The sequence below is a fragment of the Parvibaculum sp. genome (genome assembly GCF_035325945.1).
Taxonomy (GTDB): domain Bacteria; phylum Pseudomonadota; class Alphaproteobacteria; order Parvibaculales; family Parvibaculaceae; genus Parvibaculum.
Map to the genome: position 1 here is coordinate 42436 of NZ_DAOKYX010000006.1, position 17791 is coordinate 60226.

Annotated in this window: 16 protein-coding genes; 6 read left to right on the plus strand and 10 right to left on the minus strand. The window is 65.5% G+C overall.

Translation table 11 applies throughout. The features are described from left to right. Positions 1-107: 107 nt before the first annotated feature. Positions 108-2177 (plus strand): methyl-accepting chemotaxis protein, encoded by a 2070-nt coding sequence (locus PKA57_RS05195; protein ID WP_324298209.1) that lies wholly within the window; start codon positions 108-110, stop codon positions 2175-2177. A gap of 78 nt (positions 2178-2255) precedes the next feature. On the opposite strand, the gene gyrB is transcribed toward PKA57_RS05195, so the two are convergent. The 10 genes from gyrB to mutM all read right to left on the minus strand — a co-directional run bounded on the left by gyrB (position 2256) and on the right by mutM (position 12921). Beyond that, a complete protein-coding gene (gyrB, locus tag PKA57_RS05200) occupies positions 2256-4694 on the minus strand; it encodes a DNA topoisomerase (ATP-hydrolyzing) subunit B (RefSeq protein ID WP_324298212.1) in 2439 nt (812 codons plus the stop codon). A 32-nt stretch (positions 4695-4726) separates the two neighbouring features. Next, complete coding sequence (gene recF / locus PKA57_RS05205) at positions 4727-5893, minus strand: DNA replication/repair protein RecF (RefSeq protein ID WP_324298353.1); 1167 nt, start codon at positions 5891-5893, stop codon at positions 4727-4729. Positions 5894-6016: 123 nt separating this feature from the next. Continuing rightward, a complete protein-coding gene (gene dnaN / locus PKA57_RS05210; protein ID WP_324298214.1) occupies positions 6017-7135 on the minus strand; it encodes a DNA polymerase III subunit beta in 1119 nt (372 codons plus the stop codon). A 373-nt stretch (positions 7136-7508) separates the two neighbouring features. Further along, positions 7509-8999 carry a chromosomal replication initiator protein DnaA gene (dnaA, locus tag PKA57_RS05215; protein WP_324298216.1) on the minus strand — a complete coding sequence of 497 codons (1491 nt, stop codon included), beginning with the start codon at positions 8997-8999 and terminating at the stop codon, positions 7509-7511. Between the two features lie 285 nt (positions 9000-9284). Then, positions 9285-9761, minus strand: coding sequence for a rhodanese-like domain-containing protein (locus PKA57_RS05220; protein WP_324298218.1), 477 nt, complete (start codon positions 9759-9761; stop codon positions 9285-9287). A 206-nt stretch (positions 9762-9967) separates the two neighbouring features. Beyond that, entirely contained in the window at positions 9968-10270 is a 303-nt protein-coding gene (locus tag PKA57_RS05225) for a hypothetical protein (RefSeq protein WP_324298221.1), read from the minus strand. Between the two features lie 35 nt (positions 10271-10305). After that, positions 10306-10572 (minus strand): 30S ribosomal protein S20, encoded by a 267-nt coding sequence (gene rpsT / locus PKA57_RS05230; RefSeq protein WP_324298222.1) that lies wholly within the window; start codon positions 10570-10572, stop codon positions 10306-10308. 225 nt (positions 10573-10797) lie between these two features. After that, positions 10798-11574, minus strand: coding sequence for an enoyl-CoA hydratase (locus tag PKA57_RS05235; protein ID WP_324298224.1), 777 nt, complete (start codon positions 11572-11574; stop codon positions 10798-10800). A 44-nt stretch (positions 11575-11618) separates the two neighbouring features. Then, positions 11619-11942: a hypothetical protein gene (locus PKA57_RS05240; RefSeq protein WP_324298226.1), complete on the minus strand. Its 324-nt coding sequence runs from the start codon at positions 11940-11942 to the stop codon at positions 11619-11621. Positions 11943-12039: 97 nt separating this feature from the next. Next, positions 12040-12921 (minus strand): bifunctional DNA-formamidopyrimidine glycosylase/DNA-(apurinic or apyrimidinic site) lyase, encoded by an 882-nt coding sequence (gene mutM, locus PKA57_RS05245; protein ID WP_324298228.1) that lies wholly within the window; start codon positions 12919-12921, stop codon positions 12040-12042. A gap of 87 nt (positions 12922-13008) precedes the next feature. Here mutM and ubiE point away from each other — a divergent pair, with 87 nt between their 5' ends. The 5 genes from ubiE to PKA57_RS05270 all read left to right on the plus strand — a co-directional run bounded on the left by ubiE (position 13009) and on the right by PKA57_RS05270 (position 17791). Next, on the plus strand, positions 13009-13821 hold the full coding sequence (gene ubiE / locus PKA57_RS05250) for a bifunctional demethylmenaquinone methyltransferase/2-methoxy-6-polyprenyl-1,4-benzoquinol methylase UbiE (RefSeq protein ID WP_324298230.1): 813 nt from the start codon (positions 13009-13011) through the stop codon (positions 13819-13821). A 15-nt stretch (positions 13822-13836) separates the two neighbouring features. Further along, a complete protein-coding gene (gene ubiB / locus PKA57_RS05255) occupies positions 13837-15438 on the plus strand; it encodes a 2-polyprenylphenol 6-hydroxylase (protein ID WP_324298232.1) in 1602 nt (533 codons plus the stop codon). 158 nt (positions 15439-15596) lie between these two features. Next, positions 15597-16844, plus strand: coding sequence for a bifunctional phosphopantothenoylcysteine decarboxylase/phosphopantothenate--cysteine ligase CoaBC (gene coaBC / locus PKA57_RS05260; RefSeq protein ID WP_324298234.1), 1248 nt, complete (start codon positions 15597-15599; stop codon positions 16842-16844). Continuing rightward, complete coding sequence (gene dut, locus PKA57_RS05265; RefSeq protein ID WP_324298236.1) at positions 16841-17314, plus strand: dUTP diphosphatase; 474 nt, start codon at positions 16841-16843, stop codon at positions 17312-17314. The genes coaBC and dut overlap by 4 nt, the downstream gene beginning before the upstream one ends. A gap of 27 nt (positions 17315-17341) precedes the next feature. Further along, positions 17342-17791, plus strand: a complete 450-nt coding sequence (locus tag PKA57_RS05270; RefSeq protein ID WP_324298238.1) for an Rrf2 family transcriptional regulator — start codon at positions 17342-17344, stop codon at positions 17789-17791.

Here is a 17791-nt window from a genome sequence, read left to right on the forward strand (position 1 = left end):
AGCAATTGTGACCATTTAACGAAATCTAGAAGAAACTTTCCAAAACTCCATCCATCAGCCGTTTTCGCCGAAGGATCGGCGAGCGGCTCCAGGGGTGGAAAAAAGGCATGAAATCGCTTTCTCTCAGACTGATCTTGATTATCGCGCTGGTGGCGACGGGCGCCGTCGCCATTTCGGCGAGCACGCTCACGCTGCTCGGCTCCGGCTATGCGCACGAACAGGCGCTGGAAGTCATGCGCACGCAGGCGCGTGAGCAGGCGGCGCGCATCTCCAATATTCTCAACGCCGACATCGCCATCGCCGAGACGATCGTCAGCGCCGCCTCGGCGGCCGCGGAATCCCGCGCCACGAGCCGGGCGGGCTTCGATGCCTTCCTGAAACAGACGCTTGCGGACCACCCCGCAATCCTCGGCACCTGGGTCGGCTTCGAGCCCAACGCCTTTGACGGGCAGGACGCCGAATTCGCCAACACGTCCGGGCACGACGCAACCGGCCGCTATATTCCCTATTTCGTGCGCGGAGCCGCAGGCGACATCTCGCTCGTCGCGCTCGCCGATTACGACAAGCCGGGCATCGGCGACTACTACCAGCTTCCCAAGGCCGCCAATCGCCCGATCGCAATCGAGCCCTATTCATATGAGGTCGATGGCGAGCAGGTGCTGATGACCTCAATGGCCTTCCCGATCCGCGTCCACGGCCAGTTTGCGGGCGTGGGCGGCGTGGACCTCAAGCTCAGCTCCGTGCGCGAGCTCGTTGCCGACGCCAAGCCGCTCGGCACGGGCTATGTCGCGGTCGTCTCCAATGGCGGCGTCTATATCGCCAGCCGGCATGCCGACTGGATCGGTCAGAAGGCAGCGGAGAAGGGCCTCGACCAGGCGATCGTCGATGCCGCGGGTGCGGGCAAGGAGGCGCTCTTCCCGTCGCTGAAGGATTCGACCGGCACCGCCGTCGTCCGCGCCACGGCGCCGATCATGCTCAACGGCATGGCGACGCCCTGGTCGGTCGTCGTCACCGTGCCGGAGGGGACGCTTTTCGCCGCCACGAGCAAGCTCACCGTGACCGGCCTTCTCATCGGCCTGCTGACGCTCCTTGCCGCATCGGCGATCGCCTGGTTCGTCGGCAATGCGTTCGCCAAGCCCGTCCGCCGTATGACCGACGCGATGCGGCATCTCGCGGCCGGCGATCATGCGATCGAGGTTCCGGCACGCGACCGGCAGGATGAAATCGGCCAGATGGCGGCCGCCGTTCAGGTCTTCAAGGACAATGCGGTCGAGATGGAGCGCGTCAAGCGCGAGCGCGAGGAGGACGAGCGGCGCGCCGCCGCCGAAAAGCGCCGGACGATGCAGGAACTCGCCTCCTCCTTCGAGGCAAAGGTCGGCACGCTGGTCGGCGCTCTGTCGGCGGCCGCGACCGAAATGGAAGCGACCGCGACCTCGATGGCGAGCGTCGCCGAACAGGGCAACAGCCGCGCGCTGACGGTTGCCTCGGCGGCCGAACAGACATCCGCCAATGTGCAGACGGTAGCGACCGCGACCGAGGAACTCAGCGCCTCGATCCAGGAGATCGCCAAGCAGGTCTCGGCCTCGGCGAAGATCGCCTCCAGAGCCGTCGAGGATGCGCGCCAGACGGACGGCGTCGTGCAGAATCTCGCGGGTGGCGCGCAGAAGATCGGCGAGATCATCCAGCTCATCAACGACATTGCAGGCCAGACGAACCTTCTCGCCCTCAATGCGACGATCGAGGCGGCGCGCGCGGGCGATGCCGGCAAGGGTTTTGCCGTCGTCGCCTCCGAAGTGAAATCGCTCGCCACCCAGACCGCGCGAGCGACGGACGAGATCTCCAGCCAGATCGTCCAGATCCAGGAAGCCACCCAGCAGGCCGTCGCGGCGATCAAGGAGATCGGCTCGACCATTCAGGAGATGAGCGAGATCGCCGAGACGATCGCCGCCGCGGTGGAGGAGCAGGGCGCGGCAACACTCGAAATCTCGCGCAACGTCCAGCAGGCCGCTCAGGGTACGGAGGAAGTCTCGCGCTCCATCACCGATGTGCGTCAGGCCTCGTCCGACACGGGCGTCGCGGCGACACAGGTTCTCGAATCGGCGGGCGAGCTTGCGCGCAATTCGAGCGATCTGAGCCGGGAGGTGGAAGGCTTCCTCTCCACCGTCAAGGCAGCCTGACGGAGCATCGGCCGGCGAAAGAGAAAGGGAAGGACCCGAAAGTCCTTCCCTTTTTCATATGCGTCCGGTGACGGCGTCTCAGATGTCGAGATTGGCGACGTTGAGCGCGTTTTCGCGGATGAAGTCGCGGCGCGGCTCGACCACGTCTCCCATCAGTTTCACGAAGAGATCGTCGGCATCGTCGAGTTCGCGCACCCGCACCTGAAGCAGCGAGCGGGCTTCCTTGTCGAGCGTCGTTTCCCAGAGCTGCTCGGGGTTCATCTCGCCGAGACCCTTGTAGCGCTGCATGGTTATGCCCTTCGTGCCGGCGGCGAAGACCGCGTCGAGAAGTTGCGTCGGCGAGCGGATCTCGTGAGTGTCGTCCTTGCGCCTCAGCGTGGCGGCCTTGATATAGACCTCCTGCAGATGGGCCTTATAGGCGTCGAGACGGCGCGCATCGGAACTGTCGATCAGCGGCGGGTCGATCAGCACATCCTCGCGCACGCCGCGCACGTCGCGATGGAAGGCAAGGCCGCCATCGGACGTCACCTCGCCCGCCCAGCCGCGCTCCGTCTCGTCGGAAAGGAGATCGAGGCGGCGGGCGACATAGGCGGCGGCCTGAAGCGCCTGCTCCTTCTCGGCGAGTGCGCTGGGGTTCAGCGCGCCCGCGATCGCCGCCTGCTCGACGACGAAATGCGGATATTTGGGCGGCAGCCCCTTCAGCACCGCGCGGATGGCGCGTGCCTTCTCGACGATGTCGCGCAGATCGGAGCGCGAACGCTGCGAGCCGTCATGGAGCGTCAGCACCATGTCCTCGAGGCCCGTCGAGACGAGATAGTCCTCCAGCGAGCGCTCGTCCTTCAGATAGGTTTCGGAGGAGCCGCGGCGCACCTTGTAGAGCGGCGGCTGCGCGATATAGAGATGGCCGCGCTCGATGACCTCCGGCATCTGACGATAGAAGAAGGTCAGCAGCAGGGTGCGGATATGGGCGCCGTCCACGTCGGCGTCGGTCATGATGATGATCTTGTGGTAGCGCAGCTTCTCGATATTGAAATCGTCGCGGCCTATGCCTGTTCCGAGCGCGGTGATAAGCGTGCCGATCTCGTTCGAGGACAGCATCTTGTCGAAGCGCGCGCGCTCGACATTGAGGATCTTGCCACGCAGCGGGAGCACGGCCTGATTGGCGCGGTCGCGCGCCTGCTTGGCCGAGCCGCCGGCCGAATCGCCCTCGACGATGAAGAGTTCGGATTTTGCCGGATCGCGTTCCTGACAGTCGGCGAGCTTGCCCGGAAGGCTCGAGACATCGAGCGCGCCCTTGCGGCGCGTCAGCTCGCGCGCCTTGCGCGCCGCCTCGCGGGCGGCCGCCGCCTCGACGACCTTGCCGACGAGGGTCTTCGCGTCGGCGGGGTGCTCCTCGAACCATGAGGACAGCGCCTCGTTGACGAGGCTTTCAACCACGGGACGCACTTCCGACGAGACGAGCTTGTCCTTGGTCTGAGAAGAGAATTTCGGATCGGGCACCTTCACCGAAAGCACGCAGGTGAGCCCCTCACGCGCATCGTCGCCCGTCAGCGACACCTTCTCGCGCTTCGCGATACCGCTTTCATTCGCGTAATTGTTGATGACGCGCGTGAGCGCGGCACGGAAGCCCGCGAGATGCGTGCCGCCATCGCGCTGGGGAATGTTGTTGGTGAAGCACAGCATGTTCTCGTGGTAGCCGTCGTTCCACCACATCGCCGCTTCGACGCTGATCCCGTCGCGCTCCGCCTTGACATAGATCGGCTTCGAGATGAGCGGCGTCTTGATGCGATCGAGGAAACGGACGAATTCGGACAGGCCGCCCTCATACATCAGATGCAGCGTCTTCGGCTCCACGCCGCGATGATCGGAGAGCGTGATCCTGATGCCGGAATTGAGGAAGGCAAGCTCGCGCAGGCGATGTTCGAGCGTGCCGAAATCGAATTCGAGCTTCGAGAAGGTCTGCGCCGAGGGATGGAAAGTGATCTCGGTGCCGGTGCGCGGTTCGCCATCCTCCTTCAGCGGCGCATCGCCGACGATGGCGAGCGGCCCCTTGGGCACACCGTTCTCGAAGCGCATCCGGTGCTCCTTGCCGTGCCGCCAGATGCGAAGCTCCAGCCAGTCGGAAAGCGCGTTCACGACCGAAACGCCGACGCCATGCAGACCGCCCGAAACCTTGTAGGAATTCTGGTCGAACTTACCGCCCGCATGGAGCTGGGTCATGATGACCTCGGCGGCGGAAACGCCTTCGCTCTTGTGGATCGCCACCGGAATGCCGCGACCATTGTCGGCGATGGTGACGGAGCCATCGGCGTTGAGGCGCACGGAGACGGTATCGCAATAGCCCGCGAGCGCTTCGTCGATCGAATTGTCGACGACCTCATAGACCATGTGATGAAGGCCGGAGCCGTCATCCGTGTCGCCGATATACATGCCGGGGCGCTTTCGCACCGCGTCGAGGCCCTTCAGGACCTTGATCGCATCGGCGCCGTATTCTTCCGGGCTGTTATTGGCGGACATGAGCACTCCTGACGATCTTGAAGCAGATCATTTCAATTCAGAATTCCGATGATGCCGCGCCTCACCTCGAGCGACTGCGCGCTCGAGCCGAGGCTGGCGAAGAGCAACGGGTCCGTACCCGTCATGAAGGCCTGAAGACCAAGGCCCACGATCTCCTCGAAAAGGGCGCGGCGGCGCTCCTCATCGAGATGGGCCGCGATCTCGTCGAGCAGCAGAAGCGGCGCGAGCCCGCGGGCGGCAAGGAGCCGCGCATTGGCGAGCACGATGCCGATCAGCAGGGCCTTCTGCTCGCCCGTCGAGCAAAGCCGCGCCTCGCGGTCCTTCGCCTGATAGCGCACCAGAAGGTCCGAGCGGTGCGGGCCCTCGAGCGTGCGGCCGGCGGCGGCATCACGCGCGCGCGAGGCGGCGAGATGGCGGGCGAACTCGTCCTCGACATCAACGGCGGGCCGTTCGGCCAGCGCCGCTTCGAGCATGCCTTCGAGCGCGAGGGCGGCGCGGGGGAAGTGAACCTCGTTCGCCGCCTCGATCGCGCCCCTGAGGCGCGCTAGCGTATCGAGCCGCGCGGCGGCGACCGCCACGCCATGCTCGGCCATCTGGCCTTCGAGCGCGCCGAGCCAGACATCGTCGCGCGCCTCGTCGGCAAGAAGCCGGTTGCGCTCGCGCAGCGACCGTTCATAGGCGTTGACGCGCGTGCCATGGGCGGGATCGAAGCCCATGACGAGGCGGTCGAGGAACTGCCGCCGGTCGGATGCCCCTTCGAGGAAGAGGCGGTCCATTGCGGGCGTCAGCCAGACGACGCGCACATGGCGGGCAAGCGCGCCCGCCCCCGCCGCTGGCGCGCCGTCGATGCGCACGGTCCGGGACCTCGCCACCTCACTTCCCGGTTCGATGCCGGTGCCGATGCGGACGGGGCCCTCCTGCGTCTCCACGGTCGCGGCGACGGCCCAGCCGCCCGCGCCGCCCTGGCGCGCGATCTCGGCATAGGACGCGCCGCGAAGGCCGCGGCCCGGCGAAAGAAGCGAGATCGCCTCCAGAAGATTGGTCTTGCCCGCGCCGTTCTCGCCGGTCAGCACCACGGGCCGGCCATCGAGCGCAATCTCGGCGCGGACATAGGAGCGGAAGTCGGTGACGACGAGCCGGCTCAGGCGTGAGGCGGCGGCCGCTCCAAAAGACTCCGGAGCGCCGGTGTCGCCACTGATCGCGAAGTGCTCACCCGTTCGGGCCAACAAGATCCGTCCTACTCAAAGCATCTGGTTCACGCGCGATCCTCCGGCAGGCCGCCATGCCCGAAGGCACGAGCGAAAGCAGGCCGCGGCCACGCCCTAGACGCGCATCGGCATCAGCACATAAATCGCCTTGTCGTCGTCGCTGTCGCGCACGAGCGTCGGCGAACCTGAATCCGCAAGCGCAAAAGTCGCCTCAGCGCCGTCGAGCTGCCCGGTGATGTCGAGCAGGTAACGCGCGTTGAAGCCGATTTCGAGCGGCGCGCTCGAATAGGAAACCGAAAGCTCCTCGGTGGCGCTGCCGGAATCCGGATTGGTGACCGAAAGGGTCAGGCGGCCATCGTCGAGATTGAGCTTCACGGCGCGGGACTTCTCGGTCGAGATGGTCGAAACGCGGTCCACCGCTTCCGCGAAGCGCTTGCCGTCCACCTGCAGGACCTTGTCATTATCGGCCGGGATGACGCGTCCGTAATCCGGGAACGTGCCGTCGATGAGCTTGGAGGTCAGAACGACGCCGGCGAACTCGAAGCGGATCTTCGTTTCCGAAACGCCGACCGAGATCGCGCCCGCATGGCCTTCGAGAAGCTTCTGAAGCTCGAGCACGGTCTTGCGCGGCACGATGACGCCCGGCATGCCGGAGGCGCCTTCGGGCAGGTCGTGATCGACCTGCGCGAGCCGGTGCCCATCAGTCGCCACAGCGCGCAGGGCCCGCGTCTTGCCGCTCTCGACGGCATGGAGATAGATGCCGTTCAGATAGTAGCGCGTCTCCTCGGTCGAGATCGCGAAGCGCGTCTTGTCGATCAGCCGGCGCATCGCCTCGGCGGGCACCTCGAAGCGGTGCGGGAGCTGCCCGGCCGCCATGGCGGGGAAATCCTCCTGCGGCAGCGCCTGGAGCGCGAAGCGCGAGCGGCCCGCCGTGAGCTGGAGGCGGCCTTCATCGGCGCCTGTCGAAAGCTCGACCTGGGCGCCGTCCGGCAGCTTGCGCACGATGTCGTAAAGCGTGTGCGCGGGCGCGGTCGTGCCGCCCTTCTGCGCCACATCGGCGTCGATCGCTTCCACCACCTCGATATCGAGATCGGTCGCCGTCAGGCTCAACTGCCCATTATCCGCCCTGATGAGCACATTGGAGAGAATGGGAATGGTGTTGCGCCGCTCGACGACGGATTGCACATGGTTGAGAGACTTGAGAAGTGCGCCGCGTTCGATCGTGATCTTCATGGTCTCTCTTCGGTCCCCCGTTTGGGCGCACGGCCCCAGCCTATGGACGCTTTCAGCACCAGCTTTCCGCCGGATCCGATCCGCATTTCGAATGCTGCCGGGAAGGCTCCGCGCCAGACGCCGAGAAGTGGCGGGCGCGTCCGGTCCCCGGGGAGCACACGGAACCAGGAAGTCGGAAGACGGTCCTGCAGGCCCCTTTGCGGGGTCCATCCGGGCGCGCCCCGGCAGATGCCGGAAATCCGCAGAAAATGTTCGGTGAAAGTATAGCAGAACCGGCGCGCGATGCACGTTTTTCGGCGCTTCGGACATGCTTCGAGGCGGACTGTAAGCCCCTGAATCAGCAAGTATATTTCACAGGCTTCAGGGGCCCGGCTCAGCTCGAGCCGCCGCCGCCCTCCAGCATCCGGCGCAGCAGGTCGACATCCTCGTCCATGCCCGAATCAGCGGCCCGCAATTCGTCGATCTTGCGGACGGCATGGATGACCGTCGTGTGGTCGCGGCCGCCGAATTTGCGGCCGATCTCCGGCAGCGAGCGCGTGGTGAGCTGCTTGGAGAGATACATCGCCACCTGGCGGGGGCGCGCGACGGCGCGGGCCCGGCGTGCCGAGAGCATGTCGGCGAGGCGGACGTTGTAATATTCCGCCACGCGGCGCTGGATTTCCTCGATGGTGACGCGGCGGTCGTTGCAGCGCAGAAGGTCGCGCAACACATCCTGCGCCATTTCGAGCGTGATCGGGCGGCCGACGAGCGAGGCATAGGCGACCACGCGCTTCAGCGCCCCCTCCAGCTCGCGCACGTTGGACACGATGCGGTGAGCGAGGAATTCGAGCACTCCCGGCGGGATCGTCACCATGGGGCCGGCGCGGCTCGCCATCTCCTCCGCCTTGGCCTGAAGAATGCCGAGGCGAAGCTCGTAATCGGTCGGGTGAATGTCGGCCGCGAGCCCCCAGCCGAGGCGCGAGCGGATGCGCTCCTCGATGCCTTCGAGATCGGAGGGCGAGCGGTCGGCGGAGATGATGACCTGCCGGTTGTGGTCGATCAGCGCATTGAAGGTGTGGAAGAACTCCTCCTGCGTCGAATCCTTGCCGGAGATGAACTGCACGTCGTCGATCATCAGCACGTCGACCGTGCGGAACTGCTGCTTGAAGGCCATGGTGTCCTTGAAGCGCAGCGCACGCACGAACTGGTACATGAACTTTTCCGCCGACAGGTAGAGCACCTTGCGCTCCGGCTGGCGGCGGCGGATTTCCCAAGCGATGGCATGCATGAGGTGCGTCTTGCCGAGGCCGACGCCGCCATAGAGGAAAAGCGGATTGAAGGTGACGTCGGTCGCCTCGGCGACGCGGCGCGCGGCCGCATGGGCAAGCTCGTTCGACTTGCCGACGACGAAGGCATCGAAGGTGAAACGCGGATCGAGCGGCGCGCCGACGCCGGCATCCTCGAAGCCGGGGGGCACGGGCGCGGCGGAAGGAGCCACCTGGAGTGCGGGCGCGGACTGCATCCTCACCGGCGCGGGCGACGCCGCGGGCTTCGCTTCGCGCTCGCGCGCCGCGACGGGCACGCTCCTCGGCGCGGCCGGAGCCTCGCCGGCGGCCATATTGGCCGGACGGGTCCGCACCAGCACGTCGATGCGCGTGAAGGCGGGATTCTCCTCGCTCCAGAGCGTCGAGAGGCGCTCCTCATAGTGCGAAAGCAGCCAGTTGCGGATGAAGCGCGTCGGCACGCCCAGCATGATGCGGTTGCCTTCGACGCCGATCAGTTCGATCTGCCTGAACCAGCTATTGAAGGTCGCCTCGCCCAGCTCGGCATGAAGACGCGCGCGCACGCGCCGCCACTGATCATTGAGCCCAGCTTCCGACACCACTCCAATTCCCGATTCAGATTCCGAAAAACTCTCTGGCGATGATGTATCGCCGATGCCCAAAGACGCTCCCTCCGGAAGCCCGGACGGACCAGCCAGCCCGTCGTCCGCCGATCTGAACGCAGATTTTGCCGTGGAAACCTGCTTGTTCTCGTTCACGACCTCTACCCCTCATTCTCACTCCGGCCCCGCACATCGCCGGAATTTGAAACCGGATTCCCCAATCCGGCCGTCCGTATCTTCCAATCTCCTCCGGCCCATCCCAGGGCCGGCACACTCCCTCCCGGTCTAACTCTGCACCCAGGGCAGCCCGCCCGCCTTCCAGCCGGTGCGCCGCCCCCTGTGGCGCGTCTCGTCCAGATCGCCCTCGAAACCACCGACGACGTTGTAACAGGCGCCGAAGCCCGCCTGCGTCAGCGCGACGGCCGCCGCCTTGCTGCGCGCGCCCGAGCGGCACAGAAAGAGCACCGGCGCGGATTTACGCCCCTCGCCCAGCGCGCCTGCAACATCGGCCACGAAGGAAGGGTTCAGCGACATGGCCGGAAAAACCTGCCATTCGGAAAGAAGCGGCTCCTTGCCGATCGAGCCGAGATCGGGAACGCCGACGAAGGACCACTCCGCGCGCGTGCGCACATCGACGAGAACCGCGTCAGGATTGCCGGAGAGCACGCGCCAGGCCTCATCGACGGAAACGTCGCCAGCGTAGTCCGCCGGCTTCTGGCCGAGGATCTGCGGTGTCGCGTTTTCGTTCGTCTTGCCCGGCATCGGCGGCTCTCCCAAACATTCGCTTCGCGCACCCGGTCGTCATGAGCGCGCATTCCTGTGCGGCGACAATTCCTAGTGGAATTTCGCCGTCCCGTCACTCAAAACTGTCTGGATACTTTTGGCTGCCCGAAACGGTACAATCGAATACTGTGATTGGACGAATTTTTACTGAAAAACGACAGTATTCATTAGTACCCCCGAGGTCTTCAACCATACCCGCCGAGGCTCGGGGAGGCAAGCGGAAGAATCGGCGGCGTCAAAAAAAGTTCGCGCCGGAGACGCATCTGCAACGCTTTCATTGCGTTCGCACGCATGAAAATTCGCAAGCGCGGAAACGCGCGAGCGACGTGTGCGAACGAATCCGCAATGATGTTCGCAAGTTGCGTCACTTCGCGTTTGCGAGCATGCACGTGCGCGCGCGGCATGACGAAAAAGCGCTCGCGCAGATACAAATTCGACATCATCGCAAAACGCGAAATGAAAAAGCCCGCGATGTTCGCGGGCTTCAAACATGCGCGTATGAACGCGCCGTCTCAGGATAGGATCAGGCGCCGAGCGCCTTCACACGCGATGCCAGACGCGACACCTTGCGCGAGGCGGTATTCTTGTGGATCACGCCCTTCTGCGCGGCGCGCATGATTTCCGGCTGTGCGGTCTTCAGAGCTGCGGCAGCAGCTTCCTTGTTGCCGCTGGCGATCGCTTCCTCGACCTTGCGGATGAAGGTGCGCATGCGCGAACGGCGATCCTTGTTGACCTCGGTGCGGGCCGCAATCTTGCGGATTGCCTTTTTTGCGGAGGGTGTGTTCGCCATCGATCCTTGACCTTTGTCTCACCGGACATCCCACGATGCCGGCGCAAAATTCATGCTGGATCGCGAGACACCGATTTTCCGGTGAACCAAATTCCGGCCAAAGGGGCCTCGCGCCTTTTTCGGAACAAGCAGCCGCGCGCCGAAGGCACGGGCCCGCTCTTTCCGAGAGGGCGCGTTATACGCGGGGGGCGCGCCCTCGTCAACCGGCCGGGAAATCCGGCGAATTCAGCGATTCCTGAAGACGGGCTGCCGCTTTTCGATGAAGGCGGCCATGCCTTCCTTCTGATCCTCCGTCGCGAACATCGAATGGAAGAGCCGCCGCTCGAAGCGCACGCCCTCGGCCAGCGTCGTTTCATAGGCGCGATTGACCGATTCCTTGGTCATCATGGCGATGGGGAGCGACATGGCGGCGATCTGGGCTGCGACCTTCAAAGCCTCGTCGAGAAGCTCGGCGAGCGGCACGACACGGCTCACAAGGCCCGACCGCTCGGCCTCGGCGGCGTCCATCATGCGGCCGGTGAGGCACATCTCCATCGCCTTCGACTTGCCGACGAAGCGCGTCAGGCGCTGGGTGCCGCCCGCGCCCGGCATGACGCCGAGCTTGATCTCGGGCTGGCCGAAGCGTGCATTGTCGGCGCAGATGATGAAGTCGCACATCATCGCAAGCTCGCAGCCGCCGCCAAGCGCGAAGCCCGCGACCGCCGCGATGACGGGCTTGCGGCAGCGCGTCACCCGCTCCCAGTTCGCGGTGATGAAATCCTCGCCATAAACATCCATGTAGGATTTCGACTGCATCTCCTTGATGTCGGCGCCGGCGGCAAAAGCCTTCTGCGAGCCGGTGATGACGATGCAGTGTATGGCCGTGTCGGCCTCGAAGACATCGAGCGCAAGCGACAATTCGTCCATCAGCGCCTTGTTGAGCGCGTTGAGCGCATCCGGCCTGTTCAGCGTGATCAGTCCGACCGCATCCTTCGTCTCGACCAGAATGTTCTGGTAGGCCATTCCTGCTTCCTCTGCTTCGATGTTCCCGCTCGCCCGGTCGCGTATCAATCGGGCTCGATCGAGAAACGTACTTCCGTGCCGCCATCCTTCGCGGGCACGGTCTGAATTTCGAGGCGCTCGCCCTCGCGGCGGAAAACGAGAAGATCCCTGATCAGTTCGAGCTTCTTCTGCCGCGTCCAGCCGAGCTGGGGCAAGGTGTCGGCGTAAAAGCGTCGGACATCGGCAGCGGGGACATGGCCGCTGGCGACGCTGCGCACGATGCGCCCGTTCGGCTTGTCGAAGACGATGCCGCCATCGCCCGTTTCGCGGAGCCCTTCCATGAGCGGCATGTCCTCGATCGCGTCGAGATAGCCGGCGGTCTCAGCCACCGCGCTCCATGCGAAACCCGCAAGACAGAAAAGAAGTCCGGCAGCCAAGGCCCTGATCTTCATCGAAGAGCGATCCCCCAATCCGTCACCTCCGGCGCTACCGCTGGCATTGCGGACAATAGAATGTCGAGCGGCCGGACTGCACCATACGCATGACCGTACCGCCGCATCCCGGTTTTGAACAGGGCTCGCCTTCGCGGTCGTAAACGGCGAAAGCGTGCTGGAAATAGCCGAGTTCCCCGTCCGTATGCGCATAGTCGCGCAAGGTGGAGCCGCCCGCCGCGATCGCATCCGTCAGAACGTCGCGGATGGCGCGGGCGAGCCTTTCGGCGCGCAGGGGGCCGGCCACACCCGACGCCGCGCGATTGGGCGAGACGCCCGCGCGATGCAGCGCCTCGCAGACATAGATATTGCCAAGGCCCGCGACCGTTCGCTGATCGAGAAGCGCCGCCTTGATCGGCGCGCGACGTCCCTTCAGCCTGTCGCCGAGAACGGCCGCCGAAAATTCATTGCCGAGGGGCTCGGGCCCGAGATCCTTCAGATGGCGGTTCGCATCGAGCGCGGCCCCGGCTATGAGATCCATGAAGCCGAAGCGGCGGTGATCGGAATAAACGATACGTGTGCCGTCCTCCATATCGAAAACGACATGATCGTGCGGCGCCCCGCCCGTGCCCGCCGCCGCATCGTGATGAAAGCGGCCGGGCGCGTCAGGCGCCGCCGCATCGGGCGCGTGAATGGTGAAACGGCCCGACATGCCGAGATGGACGAGCAGCACCTCGTCGCCTTCGAGGCGGGCGAGAATATACTTGGCGCGCCGGTCCAGCCGCTCGACGCGCCGTCCCGCGAGCCTTTCGGCGAAGCGTTCGGGCAGCGGATAGCGCAGGTCCGGGCGGCGCTGGAGCACGCGCGCGATGCGCCGGCCCTCCAGCGCGGGAGCAAGGCCCCGGCGGACCGTTTCGACTTCGGGAAGTTCGGGCATTTTGTCCTTCGCAAACTATGCCCGCGAAAGTAGCGCCGTTCCGGGGCCTGCGCTATGGTCCGGCCGATGAACGCCAGGATCGAAGAAATGAACACGCAATCCGCCCCGGACGCCCGCCCCCATGCGGGGGAAAGCGCCGGAGAAAGCGGCGAGCCGACGACGCATTTCGGCTTCAGGACCGTTCCCGAAGCGGAAAAGGTGAAGCTCGTTCACGACGTGTTCGAGCAGGTTGCCTCGCGCTACGATCTCATGAACGATCTCATGTCGGGCGGGCTTCATCGCGCCTGGAAACAGGCGATGATCGACTGGCTCAACCCGCCGCGCGGCGCGCGGCCCTTCAGGCTCATCGACGTTGCGGGCGGCACGGGCGACATCGCCTTCCGCTTTCTCGAACGGGCGGGGCCCGGGGCACATGTCTCGGTCTGCGACATCAACCCGCACATGCTCGCCGTCGGTCGGGCCCGCGCGGAGGCACAGCAATTCGGCGGGCGCGTCGAATTCGCCTGCGGCAATGCGGAGGCGCTTCCCTTTCCCGACCGTTCCTTCGATGCCTACACAATCGCCTTTGGCATCCGCAATGTGACGCATGTCGAAAAGGCGCTGGAAGAGGCCTTCCGTGTGCTGAAGCCGGGCGGGCGCTTCCTGTGCCTCGAATTCTCGCAAGTGTCGGTGCCCGTGCTCGACAGCATCTATGACGCCTATTCCTTCAGCGCGATCCCGAAAATGGGCGAATGGGTCACGGGGAATGGCGAGCCCTATCAATATCTCGTCGAGAGCATCCGCCGTTTTCCGCCGCAGCAACGCTTCAAATCCATGATCGAGGCGCAAGGCTTCGCGCGCGTCCAATACAGGAATCTGACCGGCGGTGTCGCCGCGATGCATTCCGGCTGGCGTCTTTAAGGGAAAGACGCGCCGATGTTCCGCTCCATTCGCAATCTCACGCGCCTCGTGCGCGCCGGCCGCGTGCTCGCGCGGCACGATGCGCTCTTTCCCCTTGAGCTGAGGGGCGAGATGCCCGCGGCGCTGCTCATGCTTCTCGCGGCGGCGAAGCTCCGCATGCCCTGGGAAGAGCGGGCGGAAAGCGGCGAGGAACCGGCGGCGCGGCTTGCGACCGCGCTCGAGGCGCTCGGCCCCTCCTACATCAAGCTCGGGCAGTTTCTCGCCACCAGACCCGACATCATCGGCGCCGATCTCGCGCGCGATCTGACGCGGCTTCAGGACAGGCTGCCGCCATTTCCGATGGCGCAGGCGCGCGAAACGATCGAGGAGGAACTCGGCCAGCCCATCGGCGCCATTTTCGCTTCCCTGAGCGAGCCCATCGCCGCCGCCTCCATTGCGCAGGTCCACAAGGCGCGGACGCTACCCGACGAGACGCATCCCGATGGCCGCGACGTCGCGGTCAAGGTGCTCAGACCCGGCATCGAGGCGAGCTTCGCGCGCGATCTCGACAGCTTCCACTGGGCGGCCGAACTCATCGACCGCGCCTATCCGCCCGCGCGCAGGCTCAGGCCGGTCGAGATCGTCGAAACGCTCGCCGAAAGCGTGAAGATCGAGATGGATCTGCGGCTCGAGGCGGCCGCCATGTCCGAGATGGCCGAGAACGTTGCCAAGGACAAGGGCTTCCGCGTGCCCGCCGTCGATTGGGAGCACACGGCACGCCGCGTGCTGACGCTCGAATGGATCGACGGCATTCCCGCTTCCGATCGCGAGGCACTGATCGCCGCCGGTCACGACATGAAGAGGCTCGGCACGCAGGTCATCCAGTCCTTCCTCACCCATGCGCTGCGCGACGGCTTCTTCCATGCCGACATGCATCAGGGAAACCTCTTCGTCGATCAGGCGGGCACGCTCGTCGCGGTCGATTTCGGCATCATGGGAAGGCTCGACGAAACGCAGCGCCGCATGATGGCGGAAATTCTCTACGGCTTCGTGCTGCGCGATTACCGCCGCGTGGCGGAGATCCATTTCCAGGCGGGTTATGTGCCCTACACGAAGAGCATCGACGCTTTCGCACAGGCACTGCGCGCGGTGGGCGAGCCGATCTTCGGGCGTCCAGCGCGCGACGTCTCCATGGGGCGGCTTCTCGCGCAGCTCTTTCAGGTCACCGAGCAATTCGACATGAAAACGCGGCCGGAACTCATCCTGCTGCAAAAGACCATGGTGGTGATCGAGGGCGTCGCGCGGCATTTCGATCCCGACCACAATATCTGGGAGAGCGCGGAGCCCGTGCTCAAGGCGTGGATGATGGAGCGGCTCGCGCCCGAAACGCGGCTCGAGGAGGCGGCGGCGGGCGCGGCCCAGCTCGGCCGTCTCGTCGGCCAGCTCCCGACCCTCATCGACCGAGCCGAACGCATGGGGCGGTTCTTTTCAGACAGTATCGACGAGCAGGGGCTGAAGCTCCATCCCGACTCGACCGACGCCATCGCCCGCGCCCAGAAGAAGGGCGCCTACGGGCCCGCCATTCTCTGGGCCATTGCAGGCGCGGCGCTCGCCCTTCTCGTCCTGCAGCTCGTCTGAGCGCCCCAGGGCGGGTTCGCACCTATATCGGCGCCAAAATTTACCGATCCTGCAGTGTGACGTTTTTTATCTCCACATTCATTGCGTAGAACCCTATATTCCCCCTGCCCGGCCGGAACGCGCCCGGGCAGAACCGCCCAAGCCGGAGAACCAGCCAAGTGAGTGACGCCGCGACGCTCCGCAACCGCCGCATCCTGCTCATCATCGGGGGTGGAATCGCGGCCTATAAGTGCCTCGAACTGATCCGCCGCCTGCGCGACAAGGGCGCGAGCGTGCGCGCGATCCTCACCACCGCGGGGGCGGAATTCGTGACCCCGCTGTCGGTCGGCACGCTCACCGGGGACAAGGTGTTCCGGGAACTCTTCGACCTCACCACCGAGGCCGAAATCGGCCATATCGAGCTTTCGCGTTCCGCCGATCTCATTGTCGTCGCGCCGGCGACCGCCGATCTTATGGCGAAGATGACGGCGGGCCTTGCCGGCGATCTCGCAACCACGGTGCTTCTCGCCACCGACAAGCCCGTGCTCATCGCCCCGGCCATGAACGTCCGCATGTGGAACCACCGCGCGACGCAGCGCAATATCGAACAGCTCATGGCCGACGGGATCGGCTTCATCGGACCGAATGAAGGCGACATGGCCTGCGGCGAATTCGGCCCCGGCCGCATGGCGGAGCCGGCGGAAATTCTCGCCGCCATCGAAAACCATTTCTCGGAATTCGCCTTCTCGGGCGAACAGCCGCTCAAGGGGCTCAAGGCGCTCGTGACCTCGGGCCCGACGCATGAGCCGATCGACCCGGTGCGCTATCTCGCCAACCGCTCCTCGGGCAAGCAGGGGCACGCCATCGCCGCCGCGCTGGCGCGGCTCGGCGCCGAAACCGTGCTCGTCTCCGGGCCGACGATCCTTCCCGATCCGCCGGGCGTCGATGTGCGGCGCGTGGAGACGGCGCGCGAGATGCTCGCGGCCTGCGAAGCGGCGCTTCCGGCCGATGTGGCGATCTGCGCCGCCGCCGTGGCGGACTGGCGCGTCGATGTCGATGCCTCGCAGAAGATCAAGAAAGAGCCGGGAGCAAGCGCGCCGGAACTCAGGCTCGTCGAGAACCCGGACGTGCTCGCCACGATCTCGCACCTCAAGAGCGGGCGGCCCGAACTCGTGATCGGCTTTGCCGCCGAGACGGAAAAGGTGATCGAGCACGCCATCGCCAAGCGCAAGCGCAAGGGCTGCGACTGGATCGTCGCCAACGACGTCTCGCCGGAGACGGGCGTGATGGGCGGCGAACTCAACACCGTTCATCTCATCACGGGCGAGGGACAGGAAGACTGGCCGCTGCTGCCGAAGCAGGCCGTCGCCGAGCGCCTCGTCCGCCGCATCCTCAGCCATTTCACCGAGAAGGGTTCCCGCGCATGACGAATACCGTCCGCATCGCCGTCCAGCGGCTGGCGCATGGCGAGGGGCTCAGCCTTCCCCGCTACGAGACGGAGGGCGCGGCCGGCATGGACCTTCTCGCCGCGCTGCCCGAGGCCGAGCCGCTGACGCTCGCCCCCGGCGCGCGGGCGCTGGTGCCGACGGGGCTTGCCATCGCCCTGCCGCGAGGCTTCGAGGCGCAGGTGCGGCCGCGCTCGGGGCTTGCCGCCAAGAACGGCGTCACCGTGCTCAACTCGCCCGGCACGATCGATTGCGACTACCGGGGCGAGGTGAAGGTCATTCTGGTGAATCTGGGGGCGGAGCCTTTCGTCGTCACACGCGGCGCGCGGATCGCGCAGATGGTGGTGGCGCCGGTGACACAGGCTCAACTTGCCGAGGTCGAAACGCTCGATGACACCCTTCGCGGTGCGGGCGGTTTCGGATCGACCGGCATCGAAGCCCGGGAGAATTGAAGAGAAGCCGAGAGAAAGCGGGAAATCATGCTGCGTCTTTCCAAGAAAACCTGGCTCGCCCTCGAAGCCGTCGTCGATGTCGCCATCAATGCGCGGCCCGATCCCGTGCAATCGAAAGAAATCACCAAGCGTCAGGGCATTCCGCAGCGCTATCTCGAACAGGTGATGCAGCAGCTCGTGCATGCCGGCATCCTGAAGGGCGTGCGGGGCCCGCGCGGCGGCTACAGGCTCGCGCGCGAACGCCGCCGCATCACGGTCGGCGAGGTGGTGCGTGTCGTCGGCGCGATGGAATCCTCCGACGATCCCGTGACGAGCGGTCCTTCCGAGCTTGGCGAGCGCGTCATCGCGCCGCTCTGGGAAGAAGTGCAGCGCGACCTCATGGAGCGGCTCGAAAAGATCACCATCGACGATCTGTGCCGCCGGGCGGAGAATACCGGCGCGGCGAACGCCCAGCCCACGGCCGACTTCACCATCTGA